The organism is Streptomyces sp. NPDC048419, assembly GCF_043200415.1.
Lineage (GTDB): Bacteria > Actinomycetota > Actinomycetes > Streptomycetales > Streptomycetaceae > Streptomyces.
On sequence record NZ_JBICXT010000002.1, the window covers coordinates 591,642 to 611,437 of the forward strand.

Sequence of the window (19,796 nt, forward strand, 5' to 3'; positions counted from 1 at the left end):
GCACCCGGGTTCGCCAGCAATTCACCCCCGAGGGGCCCTGCCGCTCGGGGGTGGATCCCACTAGATTCAGGGCATGGCGGACACGAAGCGTGAGATCGAACGGAAGTACGAATCCGACGACAGTGGCCTGCCGGACCTGACCGGCGTGACCGGGGTCGACGCCGTCGTCGACAAGGGTGTCGCGCATCTCGACGCCACGTACTACGACACCGCCGACGAGCGCCTCGCCGCCTCCGCGATCACGCTGCGCCGCCGCACCGGCGGTGCCGACGCGGGCTGGCACCTGAAGTTCCCCGTCGCCCCCGGCGTCCGCGACGAGATCCACGCCCCGCTCTCCGACAGCCTGCCGCGCAGCCTCGCCGGGCTGGTCCGCTCCCGTGTCCGCGACGCCGAACTGCTGCCCGTGGTCCGGCTGCAGTCCGACCGCGACATCCGCGACCTCGTCGACGCCGGAGGCCGGCTGCTCGCCGAGGTCAGCGTGGACGCCGTACGCGCGGAGCGGCTCACCGGCGACGGCGGCGTCGCCCAGTGGACCGAGCTGGAGGTCGAGCTCGCCGACGGCGGCGACCCCACCTTCCTCGACAAGGTCGACAAGCGGCTGCGCAAGGCGGGTGTACGGCCCTCCGGATCGGCGTCGAAGCTGGCCCGGGCGCTGGCGGAGACGGCACCGCGCAAGACGGGCGGAAAGGGCGGCAAGGCCGGTAAGTCCGGGAAGAAGGCGGGCGGTCAGCAGCGGCCGAAGTCCCCGGAGACGGCCGGTGACCATGTCCTCGCCTACCTCCGCGAGCAGCGGGACGCCCTGGTCGAGCTCGACCCGGCCGTGCGGCAGGACGGGTACGACTCCGTGCACCGTATGCGCGTCGCCACCCGCCGGATGCGCAGCGCCTTCCGCTCGTACGCCAAGGTCCTCGACCGGACCGTGACCGACCCCATCGGCGAGGAGCTGAAGTGGCTGGCCGGCGAGCTCGGCGTCGACCGGGACCAGGAGGTGCTCACCGAGCGCCTCACCGCGGCCCTGACCGAGCTGCCCCGCACCCTCGTCCACGGCCCGGTGCGCACCCGGCTGCGCAGCTGGATGCACGCCCGGCACAGCGGATCGCGGCGCCGCCTGATCGGCGTCCTGGACTCCAGGCGATACCTGGCGCTGCTGGACGGCGTGGACGCGCTGATCTCCGACCCTCCGCTGCTCCAGGCGGCCGCCGGCAGTCCGGAGAAGGTGATCGTCAAGGCCGTACGCAAGGACTACGGCAAGCTGGCCGGCCTGGTGGAGCAGGCCCTCGCCGCGGAGTGCGGCTCCGACCGGGACCTCGCCCTGCACGAGGCGCGCAAGAAGGCCAAGCGGACGCGGTACTCGGCGGAAGCCGCCATCGCCTCCCTCGGCGAGCCGGCGACCGCGCTGGCCAAGTCGATGAAGTCGCTGCAGAACCTGCTCGGCGTCCACCAGGACAGCGTCATGACCCGCCAGACCCTGCGCGAGCTGTCGGCCGTGGCGCACGCGGCGGGGGAGAACGTCTTCACGTACGGGCTGCTCTACGGCCGCGAGGAGGCGCGCGCGGCGGCGGCCGAGGCGGAGCTGCCGGGGGCGTGGCGGGAGGTCACGGGCGGGATGCGGGTGTGAGGCGGGGGCGCGGACCGACCGGGCCCGACGGGCCGCGCGGCGATCCGGGCGGTCGGGGCGGCCGCCGCGTCGCGTTAGGCTGGATGGTCACCCCTGTCAGTTCCGTCCAGCCCCCCGAAGGTTTGCGAGATGCCTGCCGAAGTCGCTGCGGCCGCCGAGTCCGTGTTCCCGCAGCTCGAAGCTCTGCTCCCGCATGTGCAGAAGCCGATCCAGTACGTGGGCGGAGAGCTCAACTCCACCGTCAAGCCGTGGGAGTCCTGTGACGTCCGCTGGGCGCTGATGTACCCGGACGCCTACGAGGTCGGACTGCCCAACCAGGGCATCATGATCCTCTACGAGGTCCTGAACGAGCAGGAGGGCGTCCTCGCCGAGCGCACCTACAGCGTGTGGCCGGACCTGGAGGCGCTGATGCGGGAGCACGGCGTCCCGCAGTTCACGGTGGACAGCCACCGGCCGGTGCGGGCCTTCGACGTGTTCGGTCTCTCCTTCTCCACGGAGCTCGGCTACACGAACATGCTGACCGCGCTGGACCTGGCGGGCATCCCGCTGGAGTCGAAGGACCGCGGCCTGCACGACCCGATCGTGCTGGCGGGCGGCCACGCCGCCTTCAACCCCGAGCCGATCGCGGACTTCATCGACGCGGCGATCATCGGCGACGGCGAGCAGGCCGTGCTCGACATGACGCGGATCATCAAGCAGTGGAAGGCGGAGGGCCGTCCCGGCGGCCGCGAGGAGGTCCTCTTCCGCCTGGCGAAGACCGGCGGCGTGTACATCCCGGCCTTCTACGACGTCGAGTACCTGCCCGACGGCCGGATCGCCCGCGTGGTCCCCAACAAGTCGGGCGTCCCGTGGCGCGTGTCCAAGCACACGGTCATGGACCTGGACGAGTGGCCGTACCCGAAGCAGCCCCTGGTTCCGCTGGCCGAGACGGTCCATGAGCGCATGTCCGTGGAGATCTTCCGCGGCTGCACCCGCGGCTGCCGCTTCTGCCAGGCGGGCATGATCACCCGCCCGGTCCGCGAGCGCTCCATCACCGGCATCGGCGACATGGTCGACAAGGGTTTGAAGGCGACGGGCTTCGAGGAGGTCGGCCTCCTCTCGCTCTCCTCGGCGGACCATTCGGAGATCGGCGACATCGCCAAGGGCCTGGCGGACCGCTACGAGGAAGACAAGATCGGCCTCTCCCTCCCCTCCACCCGCGTGGACGCCTTCAACGTCGACCTGGCGAACGAGCTCACGCGCAACGGCCGCCGCTCGGGTCTGACCTTCGCCCCCGAGGGCGGCTCCGAGCGCATGCGCAAGGTCATCAACAAGATGGTCTCGGAGGAGGACCTGATCCGGACCGTCTCCACCGCCTACGGCAACGGCTGGCGCCAGGTGAAGCTGTACTTCATGTGCGGCCTGCCTACGGAGACCGACGAGGACGTCCTGCAGATCGCCGACATGGCGATGAACGTGATCGCCGAGGGCCGCAAGGTCTCCGGCCAGAACGACATCCGCTGCACGGTCTCGATCGGCGGCTTCGTCCCCAAGCCCCACACGCCCTTCCAGTGGGCCCCGCAGCTCTCCGCGGAGGAGACGGACGCCCGCCTGGAGAAGCTCCGCGACCGGATCCGCGGCGACAAGAAGTACGGCCGCTCCATCGGCTTCCGCTACCACGACGGCAAGCCGGGCATCGTCGAGGGCCTGCTCTCCCGCGGCGACCGCCGCATCGGCGCCGTCATCCGCGCTGTCTACGAGGACGGCGGCCGCTTCGACGGCTGGCGCGAGCACTTCTCCTACGACCGCTGGATGGCCTGCGCCGAGAAGGCCCTCCCCGCCTTCGGCGTGGACGTCGACTGGTACACCACCCGCGAGAAGACCTACGAGGAGGTCCTCCCCTGGGACCACCTCGACTCGGGCCTCGACAAGGACTGGCTCTGGGAGGACTGGCAGGACGCCCTCGACGAGACGGAGGTCGAGGACTGCCGGTGGACGCCTTGCTTCGACTGCGGGGTGTGTCCGCAGATGGACACGACCATCCAAATCGGCCCGACCGGGAAGAAGTTGCTGCCGCTGACCGTGAAGAACGCTGCGCCGGCGGCCGGGGGGCATGCGCACTGACGTGACCCTGGCCGCGCCTGGTGGGGTGTGCCGATGGCCCTCGGTCCGGGTGCACCTCGGTCGGGCGAGTGACAGACTGTGGAGTCACGGAGTCCAGCTGTGATCGATCCGCTCGCCGACCGGTTGGGGGCTGTTCATGACTTCCGAAGCGCGGCACGCCCCGGGTGCGGCACTCGCCGGGCAGACGGTCGTCGTGGTGGGCGGCAGCGCGGGGATCGGGCTGGAGACCGCGCGGCAGGTGCGGGCGGCCGGCGGTGAGGTGGTGCTCACCGCGCGCAACGCCGAACGTCTGAAGCCGGCGGCGGACGAGCTGAACGCGCTGAGCACGGCCGTCTTCGACGCCCAGGACACCGATCACCTGGAGCGCTTCATCAGGGAGCTGCCCGGGCAGGTCGACCATGTGCTGGTCACGGCGGGCAGCCCGTCGTACACACCCCTCGACGAGATCGATCTGGCCGACGCCGGACGGGACTTCGGCGGGCGTATCGCGATGCTGCTGGCGGTGGCGCGGGCGAGCCGGGACAAGGTCAGGGCCGGGGGCACGCTGCTGTTCATGGGCGGCACCGGCGGCCGGCGGCCCGCCGTCGGGATGGCCGTGATGGGCGCCCTCACCGCGGCGCTGCCGGCGCTGACCGCCAACCTGGCAGTGGAGATCGCCCCGATCCGGGTCAACCTCATCGCGGCCGGATTCGTGGACACGCCGTTGTCGGCGTCCCTGCTCGGCGACCAACTCGAGGCGCGCCGTGAGCAGTTGAGTAAGACGCTGCCCATCGGCCGGGTGGTCGGCCCGGCGGACGTGGCCGCCCTGGCGGTGCACCTCATGGTCAACGACGCGCTCACCGGCGCCACTTACGACATCGACGGCGGCCAGCAGCTCGTCGCACCCTGATCGTCCCTTCGCAGCGGGAGGCACGAACCATGGACATGAAACTCGAGGTCGTCGTGGTGCCGGTGGCCGACGTCGACCGGGCCAAGGACTTCTACACGGCGCTGGGCTGGCGGCTCGACGCGGACATCGCACCGGACGGCGGCTTCCGGGTCGTGCAGGTGACTCCTCCGGGCTCCCCGGCGTCGGTCATCTTCGGTACGTCCGTCACGGATCAGGCACCGGGCTCGGCGCAGGGCCTGCAGCTGATCGTCGACGACATCGTGGCCGCCCGCGACGAGTTGAAGCGACGCGGTGCGGACCCGGGCGACGTGTTCCACGACGCCACCGGCGTCTTCCACCACGGCGGCACCGACGCCCGGGTGCCCGGACCCGATCCGCAGCGCAACAGCTACGGCTCCTTCCTGTCGTTCAGCGACCCGGACGGCAACGGCTGGCTCCTTCAGGAGATCACCACCCGGCTCCCCGGGCGGCTGGACCCCGCCACCACCGGCTACGCCTCGGCCGAGGACCTGGCGAGCGCCCTGCGACGGGCGGCCGCGGCCCACGGTGAGCACGAGGCGCGCACCGGCGCGGAGGACCCCGACTGGCCTGACTGGTACGCGCGTTACATGGTGAGCGAGCAGTCGGGATCGGAACCGCCGTCATGAGCCGGGCCGCGGCCCGGTGACAGGCATCGCCCAGGGTGACTGTTGCTGGTTACAGTTATTTGGTCACGGCCGGTTGTGGGGACAACCGGAGTTCTGGTCGGCTTCGCCGGCGTCCTGGGGAGGGCTTGCGGTTCATGGGTCGTCGCTCTAGTGGTTTTGTCGGTGTCTGGGCCGAGACGCAACGGCAGCAGCAGCGTCAGGCGGAGGCCGAGGCCAGGCGGCAGCGGGAACAGGCGCGGCAGGCGCGGGCCTTTCAGCGGCATGCCGCCCAGACCCGGCGGGAGTACCGGCAGGCGGAGGCCCGGCGACGTACCGAGGAGCTGGAAGGGGAGGTCGCGGCGCTCCAGGCAATCCTTGCCGCCGGCTGCCGGGCCCCGGCCTTCCGGGTGGCCTCGCTCATGCGCTCCGTGGACGTGCAGCCCTTCGCACCGGGGCAGTTGGCCGTGTCCCTGACCATGCCGGACCCGAACCGGTACCAGGCACAGGGCGGGTGGACCGCGAACCGGCGCGCGCAGGCGGAGGCCGAGGCGCGGGCCCGCTTCGAGCGCGACTGGTACGCGGCGCAGGCCGCGGAGCAGCAGCGGCAGCAGCAGTTGGCGGCGCAGCAGCGTGAGTACACGCAGTGGGCAGAGGCGCAGCTGTCGGAGGTGCGCCGGCACAACGCCGGTATCACGGAGGTCGTCGAAGGGGTCCGCCGCAGGGACCCTGATGCCGCCGTGGAGTACTTCTCCGCGGCCCTCTACTCGTCGGCGGCGTGGCCCGAGGGCTTTCCCCGGCAGATCGCGGCGGCCTACGATCCCGCGGCCCGGGAGCTGGTGCTCGACTGGGAGCTGCCGGGGTACGGCGTCGTACCGGAGACGAAGTCGGTGCGGTACATGCCGACCGTCGACCAGGACAAGGAGACCCCGCGCCCGGTGGGGCAGCGCCGGGCCCTGTACCGCGAGGTGCTCGCCCAGTCCATGGTGCTGGTGCTGCACGAACTGTTCGCGGCAGACGAGTTCGACGCGCTCGAGTCCGTGGCGCTGAACGGCTTCGTGGACGACCACGACCCGGCGACCGGGCGGCAGGCGCACATCTTCCTGGCCACCGTCATGGCGCGGCGGTCCGTCTTCGGCGGGCTGCACCTGGCGCAGGTGGACGCGGTGAGCTGCCTGACCGACGGCCTGCGGGGGCAGCTCGCGGCCCGGCCGGACCAGCTCGCTCAGGTGCGGCCCGGGCGGCGGCCGCAGGATGTGGGGAACGCCGTCGTCACCCACGGCGGGGACGCGGAACCGGGTCTGCGCGGGGACGGGGAGCCTGATCCGGACGAGGACGGGGAACCGGATCTGTACGAGATGGATCCGATCGCGTTCGAGGCGCTCGTCGCCGACCTCTTCCGGGCGATGGGGATGCAGGCCGTGACGACCCAGCGCTCGAACGACGGCGGCGTGGACGTCGACGCCGTGGACCCCACCCCGATCCGCGGCGGCAAGATCGTCGTGCAGGTGAAGCGCTACCGCAACACCGTGCCGCCCACGGCCGTCCGTGACCTGTACGGCACGGTGCAGGACGTCGGCGCCAACAAAGGGGTGCTGGTGACGACGGCCGGGTTCGGCCCCGGCTCGTACACCTTCGCCAACGGCAAGCCGCTGGAGCTGGTCCCGGGTGGTGAACTCGTCGACCTGCTGCACCGGCACGGACTGCGGGGGCGTCTGGGGACGGGCGGACGGGCGACGCCGGCGCGGACCGCGCCGCCCGGCGCCGCGGTCCTGCCCGAGGACCACAACGTACTGGGCATGTCCTGGTCCGGCGGGGTGGCGCTGGACGTGTGCGCGCTCGTCTGCTCCGGCAACCGCGTCCTGAGCGACGACCACTTCGTCTTCTTCAACAACCGGCGTACGCCGGACGGTTCGGTGGTCGCGCTCCCGGCCACGCCGCCGGACAAGGCGGCCGTACGCGTCTCCTTCGACGCGCTGCCGGCGAGCGCCGACCGGTTCGTCCTGGTCGCCGCCGTCGATCCGGAGGCGGATCCGGACGCCGACTTGTCGGGGTTCACGAACGCCTGCATCCGCCTGCTGGACCCCCGGATGACCGAGCTCGACCGCCTGGAGGTCTCCGACGGCCGCCCCGGTGAGACCGCCCTGGTGCTCGGTTCCTTCCGGCGCAGGAGCAGCGGCGACTGGGAGTTCGTGCTCGGCGGCAAGGGCTACCCGGGCGGGCTGGAGCAACTCGTTCAGGACTACGGCATCGAGGTGGCGTGACCACGCCCTGACGAATCCCGGACGACTTCCACTGTCCGGGATGCTGCTCGGGGTCGAGCAGCCGGCGCAGCAACTCGGCGTCGGGGATGGACAGTTGGCCGGCGAAGGGCGCGAGGACGGCCGCGCGCACCGCGCCTGAGCCGGTCGGCGGCCGTCGACGGTCGCGGGCCGCCTGTGCCGCTGGCCGTGGCCGTCCTCCTGACGGTGATCCCGGCCGCATATCTGGCGATCTCGGCCGATCAGAGCCACGACGTGGCCGCCGTGCGGAAGCTGCGGGCCGAGCAGCGGGGGCTCGTCCACGAGACGCCCTCCGCGGTGCAGCGCGGCGTGTACCAGGTGCCGATACCACCCGGTGCCGGCGCTGTCGCCTTCTTGGAGGCCAACACCTGGGAGAAGGACTCGCTGTACGGGCAGTTCACCACCGCCCGCGCCGGGCTCACGGCCTTCCTGGCCCGGATCGGCACCGGCCGCGCGCCTGCGCGACGGCCGCGTCACCGTCGGAGTCCTCCGCAGCCTGAGCGCCCGCGTCCGCCGGCGCTTCCCGGCGGGCCGCCACCGGACGGGGCCCGGCACCAGCATGGCGCCGCCTCCCCGGGGTACCCCGGGGATCGCGGCTCTGATCGATCCAGAGGTGATCCCTGATGTCCGCGCCTCAACTGCCGGGCGTGTTCGCCGACCTCGCGCCGCTCCTGAACCACTGGGGCTACACGGCGGTCGGCGGCCTGCTCTTCCTGGAGGACTTCGGTGTGCCGGCCCCCGGGGAGACGGTGCTGATCGCTGCCGCCGTGTACGCGGGAGCGGGGCAGCTGAACGTCGTCGCGGTCGCCGTGATCGCCTTCGTCGCCGCCGTCTGCGGCGACAACGTCGGCTACGTCATCGGCCGCTACGGCGGCCACCGCCTCGTCACCCGCTACGGCCGTTACGTGCTGCTCACCCCGGCCCGGGTCGAGAAGGCGGAGGCCTTCTTCGTCCGTAACGGCGGGAAGGTCATCACGGTCGCCCGCTTCGTCGAGGGCCTGCGCCAGGCCAACGGCATCGTCGCCGGACTGAGCGAGCTGCCCTGGCGCCGCTTCATCTTGTTCAACGCCCTGGGCGCGGCGTTGTGGGTGGGCGTCTGGGTGACCCTCGGCGAGCTCGCCGGAACCCACATCGGCACCCTGTACCCGACCATCCAGCGCTACGAGCTGTACGTCCTCATCGGCGTCGGCGCCGTCCTCGCCGCCCTCGTCGCACGTCATCTGCTGCGCCGCCGTCAGCGGCGGCAGGAGCGCGCCTCCGCGGCGAGCCCCGCGGAGTAGGAGCGCAGGGTGCGGGAGGAGAGGGGCCAGGTCCGCGGGCGGGGGCCCAGCCGGCGACGCAGGCCGCGATCCCCACCCGTCCGGCGACATCGGCGGCGCGCGCCCCGGGCGTCGGCAGACCGCCGATCCCCGCCGTCCACAGCCAGTGGCCGAGCAGCGGACGGACGGCCGGCTGATGCCAGATCTTGCTGGGCGCGACGGCCTGCTGACGGGTGAAGAAGCCCGATCGCAGCTCCGCCCGCCACCGCGTCAGGCCGAAGGCGGTCAGGCACCAGGGTTTCCCCATGCGCACGTCACGTCACGTCACGTCACGGCACCGCCGTCCGGACGGAACTCGATCACACGGTCACTCGGTCACTCGGTCACTCGGTCCTACGTCCGCCCGGGGTCGTCCCCGTGCAGCATCCGCTCCAGCATCCGCTCGTCCTCCGCCGACAGATCGGACACGAACCGGGCCGGCACCGCCCCGCGGTCCCCGCCCTCGTCCAGCAGCGCGTGCATCCCCGCCGCCGCGAGGCCCGGCTGGTCGTGCACGCGCGCGTGCAGATGGCCGCGGCCCTCCTTGCGCCGGGTCACCAGCCCCATGTCGCGCAGCCGCGTCAGGATCGTGAGCACCGTGGTGTACGCCGTGTCGCCGCTCAGGCGCTCCTGCACCACGGCCGCGTTCGAGGGTCAGCCGGCCGCCCAGAGGGCCGCCGGCACCTCGCTCTCCAGCTCGCCGCGTGCTCGCCGCCCGGACTCCCTGGCGCCCGCCACCTGGCACCTCCTTCTGCTCGGCGGCCCGTCCGCCCACGGGACCTCCCCGGCCGGTCCGAATTGCTACGAGACGTAGAAAAACAGGCCGTGCGGACGCCGCCGGGCCGGTGGCGCACTCAGGCGCCCGCTGCCGAGGAGCGGCCGCGGTGGGCGACGTGCAGGATGCCCGTCGACGCGGCGACGCGGTCGAGGCCGTACACGGCCGCCGTGCACAGCACCACCCAGGCGGAGAGGATCACCACGCCCTTCCCGACCCCGTCGTGGTGGAAGTAGGCGAGCCCGTTGACGGCCCGCACCCCGACACCGGCCGGCATGACGGAGGCCATGGGCTGCAGCCAGCCGGGCAGGAAGGACGGGGGCAGCACGCCGCCGCTGGAGGCGTTGCCCATGACCAGCATGAAGATCGAGCCGAGCGGGATGCCGAGCGAGCCGAAGACCCGGATGAGCAGGCCGGTCCCGGCCGCCACGGCGCCGGCCATGAGCGCGATGACGCCGGCGAGGGGGAGGAAGGACCCGGGTATGGCGTCGAAGACCGTACTCGCGATGAGCGCGGTGGCCAGGCCCCCGGCGACGGCGAAGACCGCGAGGCTGAGCAGGCGCTGGGCGAAGGGCAGGCGTGGCGCCAGCTGGTACGTCATCTGACCGAACAGGAATCCCGCGAGGACCAGTCCGAAGGAGGCGTAGAAGACGGAAAGCCCGCGGCTGTCCCCCTTCGACAGCGGGAGGATGTCCCGCACCTCGATCCGCCTGCCGTCGGGTGTGGCTGCGTGGCCGAGCGGGGTGACCATGGCCTGGACGGCGAGGCCGTTGGCGCCCGCGTACAGCAGGCGCGGCGATCCGGAGGTGTCCACGTAGGCGGCGTACGCGGTGCGGTGCTCGACCGCCGACCGGGCGGCGTCGGCGTCCTGGTAGCGCTCCACCTGGAACGCGTCGGGCGCCGCGCGCTGCAGCCGTACGTCGAAGAGCGCCGCCGCCCGGTCCGAGGCGGCCACGGCGACCGGCAGCCGGTGGGCCCGCGGCGTGTGGAAGGCGGCGAGGAAGACGGCGACGAAGACCAGGCCGATGGTGAGCACGGTCACGACCGGGGCCAGCACCGCCTTGGGGCCGGTCAGGCCGGGCCGGACGGGTGCGGCGTCGGGCGGTGTCCCCGCGCGGTGGCGGCCTACGTCCGGATGGGTGTCGGGCTTCATGACGTCCTGCTTCAGCACGAGCGCGTCTCCTGGTGAATCGCACCTCCCGGGGAGGTGGCGGATGCGTCCCGCACCCACAAGTCAGCAACTGCTGACATTGCGACTGTAGGCGAATCCGGTGCCTGCGTCCAAGGAGGGCCGCGGCGGTGCGGAACCCTCCTGGTGCGCAGGTGCCGGCCCCGGCATGACAGAGTCGCAGGGAGTGACAGGCCGTAACAGGAGGGACGTCGCGCCGATGAGCGCCGAGAAGCCCGCGCGCCGGAGGGACTCCGCGCGCAGCAGAGAGCTGTTGGTGCGGGCCGCGGGCGAACTGCTCGCCGAGCGCGGGTTCGAGCGCACCACCGTGCGCGACATCGGCGAACGCGCGGGGCTCGACCAGGCCCTGATCGCCCGGTACTTCGGGGGCAAGGCGCAGCTCTTCATCGCCGCCCTGCGCGCCGAGGCGGGCGACGATCTGGAGCTGGACCTGCTCGATCCCGAGCGGGTGGGGGAGCTGTTCGAGCGCATCGGGCAGCGCGGCCCCGGCCCCATCTTCCAGGCCGCGGTCCAGCGCCCGCGCGACCCCGCCGTCGAGACCGCCACCCACGAGGAACTCCGGATCCGGCTGATCGCACCTTTGCGGGAGGCCTACGAGCGGCAGGGGCTGGACCGGCCGCAGCTGCGGGCCGAGGTGGCGGTGGCCGCCTTCGTCGGCGTGCTGCTGGGCCGCGGCTCCGGTGCCTTCGAGGAGCTGGCGGCCGCCGGCCCGCAGGAACTGCTGCCCTTGGTGCAGAGCCTGCTGAGCCACTGAACGGGCGGCCCGCACCCCGCGGACCCGAACTCCCCGCCCGAGGAAGGGCGGTTCGGCGCCGGGCGCCCTACTCTGGCGGCATCACGCGGTTCTCCTCACCTGCACGGGAGGTCTCATGGCCGGGACGAGCGATCTCCTCACCACGGCACGGCAGGAACACCTGAAGTACTACGCGGTGCTGAGCACCCGCCTGCCCGACCTGGAGGGCGAGGTGATCGACGCGGCGCACGACGCGATCCGCGGCCTGGCGGCACCCGCCCCGGACGCGGACGTGCCCTCCTCCGTCTATCCGCCGGTGCTCGAGGCCGTCGCCGCGGCAGTCGAGTACTGCGAGTTCACCGGGCACCCTGAGGGTGTGCGGTACTACCGGTACTGGCATGCCCTGCTGGTGGCTGACCAGGCCCTGTGTGACTGACCGATCCGGGATCCGCGGCGGCGGCTGCGGCGTCCAGGCCTGTATGGATCTGCAGAAGCCGCCCGCCGGGACACCGGAACAGCAGCCCGCGCGGCAGGCCCCCGAAGGGCGGTGCGGCCGGCACTCGCCTTCGCCCGGGAATCCGTCCGGCAGGCACGGGCCGACTTCCGGCGCACGCTCTTCGGCGAGCCCCCGGAACCGGTCGAGCCTGTGGACCGGCGGGAACCTGTGGGCCGCGCGGCACGTACTCTTGGTAGCAGTACGACCGCACTCACGAAGGACTGAGCGACACTGGGCAAGCGACAGCCCGAAGGCCGGCCGCCCGCACCCGCGGTGCAGCGCATCCGACTGCGCTACACCAAGCGCGGCCGCCTCCGGTTCACCAGCCACCGTGACTTCCAGCGCGCCTTCGAGCGTGCGCTGCGCCGCGCCGAGGTGCCCATGGCGTACTCGGCGGGGTTCACGCCGCATCCGAAGGTGTCGTACGCCAATGCCGCACCCACCGGCACGGGCAGTGAGGCGGAGTACCTGGAGATCGCCCTCACCCAGGAGCGGGATCCGGAGCGGCTGAGAGCGCTGCTCGACGCGTCGCTGCCCGACGGGCTGGACATCGTCGACGCGGTCGAGGCCCGCACCTCCGGCCTCGCCGACCGGCTCACGGCTTCCGTGTGGGAGCTGCGGCTGGAAGGCGTCGACCCGGCGGAGGCTGAGCGCGCCGTCGCGGCCTTCAACGCCGCAGGGACCGTCGAGGTCCAGCGCAAGGCCAAGAACGGCATCCGCACCTTCGACGCGCGCTCGGCGGTCGCGGAACTGGAAACGCACCGTTCGACGGCTGATAGGCCGACCGACCAGCCCTGTGCGATACTGCGGCTGGTTGTTCGGCACGTGACGCCTGCCGTACGACCCGACGACGTCCTGTCCGGTCTCCGCGCCGTGGCCGACCTGGCGCCGCCGGTCCCCGCAGCGGTGACCAGGCTGGCGCAGGGGCTGTTCGATGAAGAGACCGGCACGGTGACCGACCCGCTCGCGCCCGACCGCGAGGCAGCGACGGCCCTATCCATGGCCGACTCCGCTGCCGCCGCGAAGGCGCCGGCGTAAGGAAGGTCCCGCGAAGGACGGACGTCGAAGCGCCGCCCTCGTACTCGGGAGCCACCTGGGTCGGGCAGCGCACCGACCAGAAGACTTTCGCCAGGCCGTACGCATGAGGTGTACGGAACCGGCGAGACAGGACACGGAAAGCTCCCGTGCGGCGCCCGCGCCCCGGACGGCGGCACCGCGCATCGCGCGAGCCGCGGACGTCACCGGCGTTCTGCCGGACCAGGCGCGGCGCCCGGGAGCCTGACGGGAGAAATGCCCGCATGCTCGAACCGACCGAACCCGCAGAGTCCTCGACGGGCTCCGAACTGAACACTCCGAGCGACACCTTGCCGCCGCGTCGTCGGCGCCGTGCCGCTTCCCGCCCGGCGGGTCCCCCCGCCGCGGCCGCCTCCGAGACCCCGGAGGAGATCGTCGCGCCGGCCATACCGGCCGATGACGACCACAAGGCCGACGAGGACGAGACCACCGAGGTGGCGGCCACCGCCGCGTCCGAAGAGGCCGTGGAGACCGAGGCGCCCGCTGCGCCTGCGCGGCGCCGTGCGACCCGCCGTGCGTCCGCGCCCGCCGGGGCACCCGCCGCTGCCGAGACGGCCGAGACCGTCGTGGCGGCCGCCGCTCCCGCCGAGGCCGAGACCGAGGCTGAGGAGAGCGCGGCCGACGAGACGCCCGCGCCCGCCGCGCGTACGCGGCGCCGTGCCACCCGCCGTGCCTCCGCGCCGGCCGGTGCTCCCGCTGCCGCCGAGGCGGCTCCCGCCGAGGACGCCGAGCCTGCCGCCGCGGCCGAGACCGCCGAGCCTGCCGTCGAGGACGCCGAGCCTGCCGAAGAGGCCGCCCCGCGCCGCACCCGTCGCCGGGCCACGCGTCGTGTGACCGCGCCCGCCGAGGAGGCGGCCGCGACCGACGCCGAACCCGTGGAAGAGCCTGCCGCCCAGCCCGCCGCCGTCGCCGAGGAGGCGCAGGCGCCCGCCGCCGAGCAGGCCGAGGAGGAGGCCGCGCCGCGCCGCTCGCGTCGCCGGACCGCCCGTAAGGCCGCGACCGGGTTCTCCGCGCCCGCCCGGGCCGCGGCGGACGCCGAGGACGCCGAGGACGCCGAGGGCGAGGAGCCGCGCCGCCCGGCGCGCCCCGCCGTCGCCGTGTTCCAGGCGCCCGTCTTCACCGAACCGCAGTTCCAGACGCCGGAGCGGGCCGCCGCCCAGGCCGCAGCCCAGCACGCCGAGGAGCCCGCCGAACCGGAGGAGCTTCCCGAGGAGCGGTCCGAAGAGCGGTCCGAGGAGCGGTCCGGGGCGCGCCGCCGGCGCCGTCGCCGGGGCGCCGCGTTCGGCGACGAGGCCGATACGCAGACCACCGAGACCGCCGAGGACGAGCCGGAGGAGGCCGAGGAGCAGTCCGAGGACGCCGCCGACGGCGACGACTCCGAGGAGACCGGTTCGCGCCGTCGCCGTCGTCGTGGCGGCCGTCGCCGCCGTCGTGGCGACACCGCCGACTCCGGTGGTGACGACGAGTCGGACGAGTCCGACGAGAGCGCCGCGCAGGACGAGGACACGGCCGAGCAGTCCGAGGACGACGACGAGGAGGGGGCCGACGAGAGCGGCGGCTCCTCCAGCAGCCGCCGTCGTCGCCGTCGCCGCCGTCGCGCCGGTGACTCCTCCGCGGACGCCGAGCCCGGCGAGGGCGACCCCGAGCGCACCGTCGTCAAGGTCCGCGAGCCCCGGCCGAAGTCCGAGCCGTCCGACGAGGTGCAGTCCATCAAGGGCTCCACACGTCTGGAGGCCAAGAAGCAGCGCCGCCGCGAAGGCCGTGAGCAGGGCCGCCGCCGTGTGCCGATCATCACCGAGGCCGAGTTCCTGGCCCGCCGTGAGGCCGTCGAGCGCGTGATGGTCGTCCGGCAGAGCGGTGAGCGCACGCAGATCGGTGTCCTCGAGGACGGCGTGCTCGTCGAGCACTACGTCAACAAGGAGCAGTCGACCTCGTACGTCGGCAACGTCTACCTGGGCAAGGTCCAGAACGTGCTGCCGTCGATGGAGGCCGCCTTCATCGACATCGGCAAGGGCCGAAACGCCGTGCTCTACGCCGGTGAGGTCAACTTCGAGGCGCTCGGCATGGCCAACGGCCCGCGCCGCATCGAGTCCGCCCTGAAGTCCGGCCAGTCGGTCCTCGTCCAGGTGACGAAGGACCCGATCGGCCACAAGGGCGCGCGTCTGACCAGCCAGGTCTCCCTCCCGGGCCGCTACCTCGTGTACGTCCCCGAGGGCTCGATGACCGGCATCAGCCGCAAGCTGCCCGACACCGAGCGGGCCCGGCTGAAGACCATCCTCAAGAAGATCGTCCCCGACGACGCGGGCGTCATCGTGCGCACCGCCGCCGAGGGCGCCAGCGAGGACGAGCTGCGCCGCGACGTCGAGCGGCTCCAGGCGCAGTGGGAGGACATCCAGAAGAAGTCGAAGAACGGCAACGCCCCGACGCTGCTGTACGGCGAGCCGGACATGACCGTCCGCGTCGTCCGCGACATCTTCAACGAGGACTTCACCAAGGTCGTCGTCAGCGGCGACGAGGCGTGGGAGACCATCCACGGATACGTCTCGCACGTCGCGCCGGACCTCGCCGACCGCCTGTCGAAGTGGACCTCCGAGGTCGACGTCTTCGCCACCTACCGGATCGACGAGCAGCTCTCCAAGGCGCTGGACCGCAAGGTCTGGCTGCCCAGCGGCGGTTCGCTGGTGATCGACCGGACCGAGGCGATGGTCGTCGTCGACGTCAACACCGGCAAGTTCACCGGCCAGGGCGGCAACCTCGAGGAGACCGTCACCAGGAACAACCTGGAGGCGGCCGAGGAGATCGTCCGCCAGCTGCGGCTGCGCGACCTCGGCGGCATCATCGTCATCGACTTCATCGACATGGTCCTGGAGTCCAACCGGGACCTGGTGCTGCGGCGCCTGCTGGAGTGCCTGGGCCGCGACCGTACGAAGCACCAGGTCGCCGAGGTCACCTCGCTGGGCCTGGTGCAGATGACCCGCAAGCGGGTCGGCCAGGGCCTGCTGGAGTCCTTCTCCGAGACCTGCGTCCACTGCAACGGCCGCGGTGTCATCGTGCACATGGAGCAGCCGACCTCCGCCGGTGGCGGCGGCAAGCGCAAGAAGCGCGGGCGCGGCGGCGACGGGCACGTCCACGAGCACGAGACCGCGCAGGCCGTCGAGGTTCCGGAGACCGCCGAGGAGTCCGAGGCCGAGGTCGCCGCCGAGGCGGCGGCGCCGGTCGCGCTGGCCGAGCCCGACTTCTCGCCCGACGAGGAGCTGTACAGCAGCGTCGCCGAGGCGGAGGCCGCGGCCGGCCGTGGCCGCTCGCGGCGCCGGTCGGGCCGCCGGGCGTCCGCTCCGGCGGGTGCGCCGCGCCGCGAGGAGAGGAAGTCCGAGGCTCCGACGGCCCAGGAGGTCACCGTCGAGGCCGAGGTGGAGCGTCCGGTGCAGCCGGAGCCCGCCGCCGAGGTGCTCGCCGAGCCCGCGGCCATGGAGGACGCCGTCGCTCCGGCGGATTCTCCGGCCGCCGACGAGGCCGCGCCCAAGGGGCGTGGACGCCGTCGCGCCACCCGCAAGGTGTCCGCTCCGGCGGGCTCGCCCGCGGGGGCCGAGGCAGCCGTGGTGACGATCGCCGAGTCCGCGCCGGCCGCCGAGGCCGAGCCGGTCGCGGAGTCCGCCCCGGAACCCGAGGCTCCGGCGGAGAGCGCCACCCCGGCCCGTCCGCGGCGCCGCGCCGTGCGCAAGGAGACCGCGCCCACCGCGTCCGAGGAGACGGCCGTCATGGTCGTCGCGTCGGGCACGGCGGACGAGGCGCCGGCCGCGCAGGAGGGCGCCGAGGAGGCCGCTCCGGCCAAGAAGACGGCCCGTAAGACGGCCAAGAAGGCCACCGCGAAGAAGGCCGCCACCAAGAAGACGGCGGCCAAGAAGACGGCGGCGAAGAAGACCACGGCCAAGAAGGCGGCGAAGACCACCAAGACGGCCGCGGCCAAGACGACGGCGAAGAAGGCCGCGGTCTCGGCCGCCGCCGACGAGAGCTGATCCGCGCGAGCGGAGCGATGCAGTGAGGTGTGCGGCCGGTCCATGTGACCGGCCGCACGTCTGTGGGGCCCGGCCCGGTTTGACCCCCTCGGCACCCGCCCCGTAACCTTGACCGTCGGCGTGTCCATGGACTAGGACGCGCCACATCCCCGTAAACCTCTTCCTCCGGAGCGCCGGGTGCATTGCACCGGCCGCCCTGGAGAGGCCGCCCGTCTTTCCGGACGGCTGGACTGCGGGGGTGCCGTTCCCGAGCGAGAGAGTGAGATCCGCGTGTACGCCATCGTGCGCAGCGGTGGTCGCCAGCACAAGGTTGCTGTCGGCGACATCGTTGAGGTTGACAAGATTTCCACCGCCAAGGTTGGCGACACGGTCGAGCTCTCGACCCTGCTCGTTGTCGACGGCGAGTCCGTGACCAGCGACCCGTGGGTGCTGGCCGGCATCAAGGTTCAGGCCGAGATCGTGGACCACCACAAGGGTGTCAAGATCGACATCCTTCGCTACAAGAACAAGACCGGCTACCGCCGTCGCCAGGGCCACCGCCAGCAGTACACGGCGATCAAGGTCACTGAGATCCCCACGGCTGCGAAGTAAGGGACTGAGAACAGATGGCACACAAGAAGGGCGCATCGTCCACCCGGAACGGTCGCGACTCCAATGCCCAGCGGCTCGGCGTGAAGCGCTTCGGCGGTCAGGTCGTCAACGCGGGTGAGATCCTGGTCCGCCAGCGCGGCACCCACTTCCACCCCGGTGCGGGCGTCGGCCGTGGCGGCGACGACACGCTGTTCGCGCTGCAGGCCGGTTCGGTGGAGTTCGGTACCCACCGTGGCCGCAAGGTCGTGAACATCGTTCCGGTCGCCTGAGTCCTCGGACTTCACGGCTCTGACCGAACGTTTCGCGAGGCGGACCTCACTTCCCGGTCGGGAAGGCGGGTCCGCCTTTCGCGTGTTAGGCAAGAGACATATCCGTATGTATTCGCAGTGCTGGAGGCACCTACCATGACCACCTTCGTGGACCGCGTCGAACTGCATGTCGCCGCGGGTAACGGAGGCCACGGCTGTGCCTCCGTCCACCGTGAGAAGTTCAAGCCGCTCGGCGGGCCCGACGGCGGCAACGGCGGGCGTGGCGGGGACGTGATCCTCACCGTCGACCAGTCGGTGACGACCCTCCTCGAGTACCACCACTCCCCGCACCGCAAGGCCACCAACGGCAAGCCCGGCGAGGGCGGCAACCGCTCCGGCAAGGACGGCCAGGACCTGGTGCTGCCGGTGCCGGACGGCACGGTGGTGCTGGACAAGGCGGGCAACGTGCTCGCGGACCTCGTCGGCCACGGCACCTCGTACGTCGCCGCCCAGGGCGGTCGCGGCGGACTCGGCAACGCGGCGCTGGCCTCGGCCCGCCGCAAGGCGCCCGGCTTCGCGCTGCTCGGCGAGCCGGGGAACCTCCAGGACATCGTCCTGGAGCTGAAGACCGTCGCCGACGTGGCGCTCGTGGGCTACCCGAGCGCGGGCAAGTCCTCGCTGATCTCGGTGCTGAGCGCCGCCAAGCCGAAGATCGCCGACTACCCCTTCACGACGCTGGTCCCGAACCTGGGCGTGGTGACCGCCGGCTCGACCGTCTACACCATCGCCGACGTGCCGGGGCTGATCCCGGGCGCCAGCCAGGGCAAGGGCCTGGGGCTGGAGTTCCTGCGGCACGTGGAGCGGTGCAGCGTGCTGGTGCACGTGCTGGACACTGCGACGCTGGAGTCCGAGCGCGACCCCGTCTCCGACCTCGACGTCATCGAGGAGGAGCTCAAGCAGTACGGCGGGCTCGACCGGCGGCCGCGGCTCGTCGTCCTCAACAAGATCGACGTACCCGACGGCAAGGACCTCGCCGAGATGGTGCGGCCGGATCTGGAGGCGCGCGGTTACCGGGTCTTCGAGGTGTCGGCGGTGGCCCATCTCGGCCTGAAGGAGTTGTCGTTCGCGCTCGCCGACCTGGTGGCCAAGGCGCGTGCCGCGCGGCCGCAGGAGGAGGCGACGCGGATCGTCATCCGGCCCAAGGCCGTCGACGACGCGGGCTTCACGGTGACGCAGGAGGAGGACGGGCTGTTCCGGGTGCGCGGCGAGAAGCCCGAGCGCTGGGTGCGGCAGACCGACTTCAGCAACGACGAGGCCGTCGGCTTCCTCGCCGACCGGCTCAACCGCCTCGGTGTCGAGGAGGAGCTGATGAAGGCGGGCGCCCGGTCCGGCGACGGTGTCGCGATCGGACCCGAGGACAACGCCGTGGTCTTCGACTGGGAGCCGTCGATGATGTCCGGGGCCGAGATGCTCGGCCGGCGCGGCGAGGACCATCGCTTCGAGGCACCGCGACCCGCGGCGCAGCGGCGCCGGGACCGCGACGCGGAGCGGGACCAGTCCCTTCGGGAGTTCGACGGGTTCGAGCCGTTCTGACCGGCTGAACCGAGACACGAGGGCCGGCGCTGGTCACCAGCGCCGGCCCACGCCGCGTCGCGGCACGAACGCGAAATTCGGCTCGATCTTCCCGTACCGAACATGCCCGAGATGCCCGTCAATTGAGGCGACGCGGGATCCGCTGTGACCAGATCACGTTCCTCCCGTTGTTCCTGTGTCGCGACGGGTCTCCTGTTGTCTGCCCATTTGTCATGCACGCGAAGGGTTGCGTTCAGTCCGTGGACCGTCCGGCTGCGTGAGCTTTCAC

The 19,796-nt window shown here is 72.4% G+C and carries 16 protein-coding genes and 1 pseudogene; 14 read left to right on the forward strand and 3 right to left on the reverse strand.

Features of this window, described 5'->3' with window-relative positions; genetic code table 11:
- The first annotated feature begins 73 nt into the window (after nucleotides 1–73).
- The 5 genes from ACGFYN_RS06600 (at nucleotide 74) to ACGFYN_RS06620 (ending at nucleotide 7,497) form a co-directional block, all read left to right on the forward strand.
- The gene (locus ACGFYN_RS06600) at nucleotides 74–1,618 is read left to right on the forward strand and encodes a CHAD domain-containing protein (protein WP_393864636.1); all 1,545 of its coding nucleotides are present in this window, start codon (nucleotides 74–76) and stop codon (nucleotides 1,616–1,618) included.
- Nucleotides 1,619–1,747: 129 nt separating this feature from the next.
- Entirely contained in the window at nucleotides 1,748–3,721 is a 1,974-nt protein-coding gene (locus ACGFYN_RS06605; protein WP_393864637.1) for a TIGR03960 family B12-binding radical SAM protein, read from the forward strand.
- 136 nt (nucleotides 3,722–3,857) lie between these two features.
- Complete coding sequence (locus tag ACGFYN_RS06610; RefSeq protein WP_393864638.1) at nucleotides 3,858–4,610, forward strand: SDR family oxidoreductase; 753 nt, start codon at nucleotides 3,858–3,860, stop codon at nucleotides 4,608–4,610.
- Nucleotides 4,611–4,639: 29 nt separating this feature from the next.
- A complete protein-coding gene (locus tag ACGFYN_RS06615) occupies nucleotides 4,640–5,257 on the forward strand; it encodes a VOC family protein (protein WP_393864639.1) in 618 nt (205 codons plus the stop codon).
- A 134-nt stretch (nucleotides 5,258–5,391) separates the two neighbouring features.
- A complete protein-coding gene (locus tag ACGFYN_RS06620; RefSeq protein ID WP_393864640.1) occupies nucleotides 5,392–7,497 on the forward strand; it encodes a restriction endonuclease in 2,106 nt (701 codons plus the stop codon).
- A gap of 239 nt (nucleotides 7,498–7,736) precedes the next feature.
- Here the strand turns inward: ACGFYN_RS06620 and ACGFYN_RS06625 are convergent, their stop codons facing one another.
- The gene (locus ACGFYN_RS06625) at nucleotides 7,737–7,937 is read right to left on the reverse strand and encodes a hypothetical protein (protein WP_393864641.1); all 201 of its coding nucleotides are present in this window, start codon (nucleotides 7,935–7,937) and stop codon (nucleotides 7,737–7,739) included.
- Nucleotides 7,938–8,138: 201 nt separating this feature from the next.
- Between ACGFYN_RS06625 and ACGFYN_RS06630 the strand changes: the two genes are divergently transcribed.
- Nucleotides 8,139–8,795, forward strand: a complete 657-nt coding sequence (locus ACGFYN_RS06630; protein WP_393864642.1) for a DedA family protein — start codon at nucleotides 8,139–8,141, stop codon at nucleotides 8,793–8,795.
- A gap of 372 nt (nucleotides 8,796–9,167) precedes the next feature.
- Here ACGFYN_RS06630 and ACGFYN_RS06635 read toward each other — a convergent pair whose 3' ends face one another.
- Nucleotides 9,168–9,452, reverse strand: coding sequence for a BlaI/MecI/CopY family transcriptional regulator (locus tag ACGFYN_RS06635; protein WP_393864643.1), 285 nt, complete (start codon nucleotides 9,450–9,452; stop codon nucleotides 9,168–9,170).
- Between the two features lie 215 nt (nucleotides 9,453–9,667).
- Nucleotides 9,668–10,759, reverse strand: coding sequence for an ABC transporter permease (locus ACGFYN_RS06640; RefSeq protein ID WP_393864644.1), 1,092 nt, complete (start codon nucleotides 10,757–10,759; stop codon nucleotides 9,668–9,670).
- 217 nt (nucleotides 10,760–10,976) lie between these two features.
- Between ACGFYN_RS06640 and ACGFYN_RS06645 the strand changes: the two genes are divergently transcribed.
- From ACGFYN_RS06645 to obgE, 8 genes and pseudogenes are all read left to right on the forward strand, one after another.
- The gene (locus ACGFYN_RS06645) at nucleotides 10,977–11,531 is read left to right on the forward strand and encodes a TetR family transcriptional regulator (RefSeq protein ID WP_393864645.1); all 555 of its coding nucleotides are present in this window, start codon (nucleotides 10,977–10,979) and stop codon (nucleotides 11,529–11,531) included.
- 115 nt (nucleotides 11,532–11,646) lie between these two features.
- Entirely contained in the window at nucleotides 11,647–11,946 is a 300-nt protein-coding gene (locus ACGFYN_RS06650) for a hypothetical protein (RefSeq protein ID WP_393864646.1), read from the forward strand.
- Nucleotides 11,947–12,042: 96 nt separating this feature from the next.
- A pseudogene (locus ACGFYN_RS06655) lies at nucleotides 12,043–12,231 on the forward strand (hypothetical protein); the annotation flags it as partial.
- Between the two features lie 48 nt (nucleotides 12,232–12,279).
- A complete protein-coding gene (locus tag ACGFYN_RS06660; protein ID WP_393864647.1) occupies nucleotides 12,280–13,044 on the forward strand; it encodes a TIGR03936 family radical SAM-associated protein in 765 nt (254 codons plus the stop codon).
- A 260-nt stretch (nucleotides 13,045–13,304) separates the two neighbouring features.
- The gene (locus tag ACGFYN_RS06665; RefSeq protein WP_393864648.1) at nucleotides 13,305–17,096 is read left to right on the forward strand and encodes an Rne/Rng family ribonuclease; all 3,792 of its coding nucleotides are present in this window, start codon (nucleotides 13,305–13,307) and stop codon (nucleotides 17,094–17,096) included.
- Nucleotides 17,097–17,366: 270 nt separating this feature from the next.
- Entirely contained in the window at nucleotides 17,367–17,687 is a 321-nt protein-coding gene (gene rplU / locus ACGFYN_RS06670; RefSeq protein ID WP_165331511.1) for a 50S ribosomal protein L21, read from the forward strand.
- 14 nt (nucleotides 17,688–17,701) lie between these two features.
- The gene (gene rpmA, locus ACGFYN_RS06675; RefSeq protein WP_356180782.1) at nucleotides 17,702–17,956 is read left to right on the forward strand and encodes a 50S ribosomal protein L27; all 255 of its coding nucleotides are present in this window, start codon (nucleotides 17,702–17,704) and stop codon (nucleotides 17,954–17,956) included.
- Between the two features lie 135 nt (nucleotides 17,957–18,091).
- On the forward strand, nucleotides 18,092–19,528 hold the full coding sequence (gene obgE, locus ACGFYN_RS06680; RefSeq protein WP_393864649.1) for a GTPase ObgE: 1,437 nt from the start codon (nucleotides 18,092–18,094) through the stop codon (nucleotides 19,526–19,528).
- The last annotated feature ends 268 nt before the right edge of the window (nucleotides 19,529–19,796 follow it).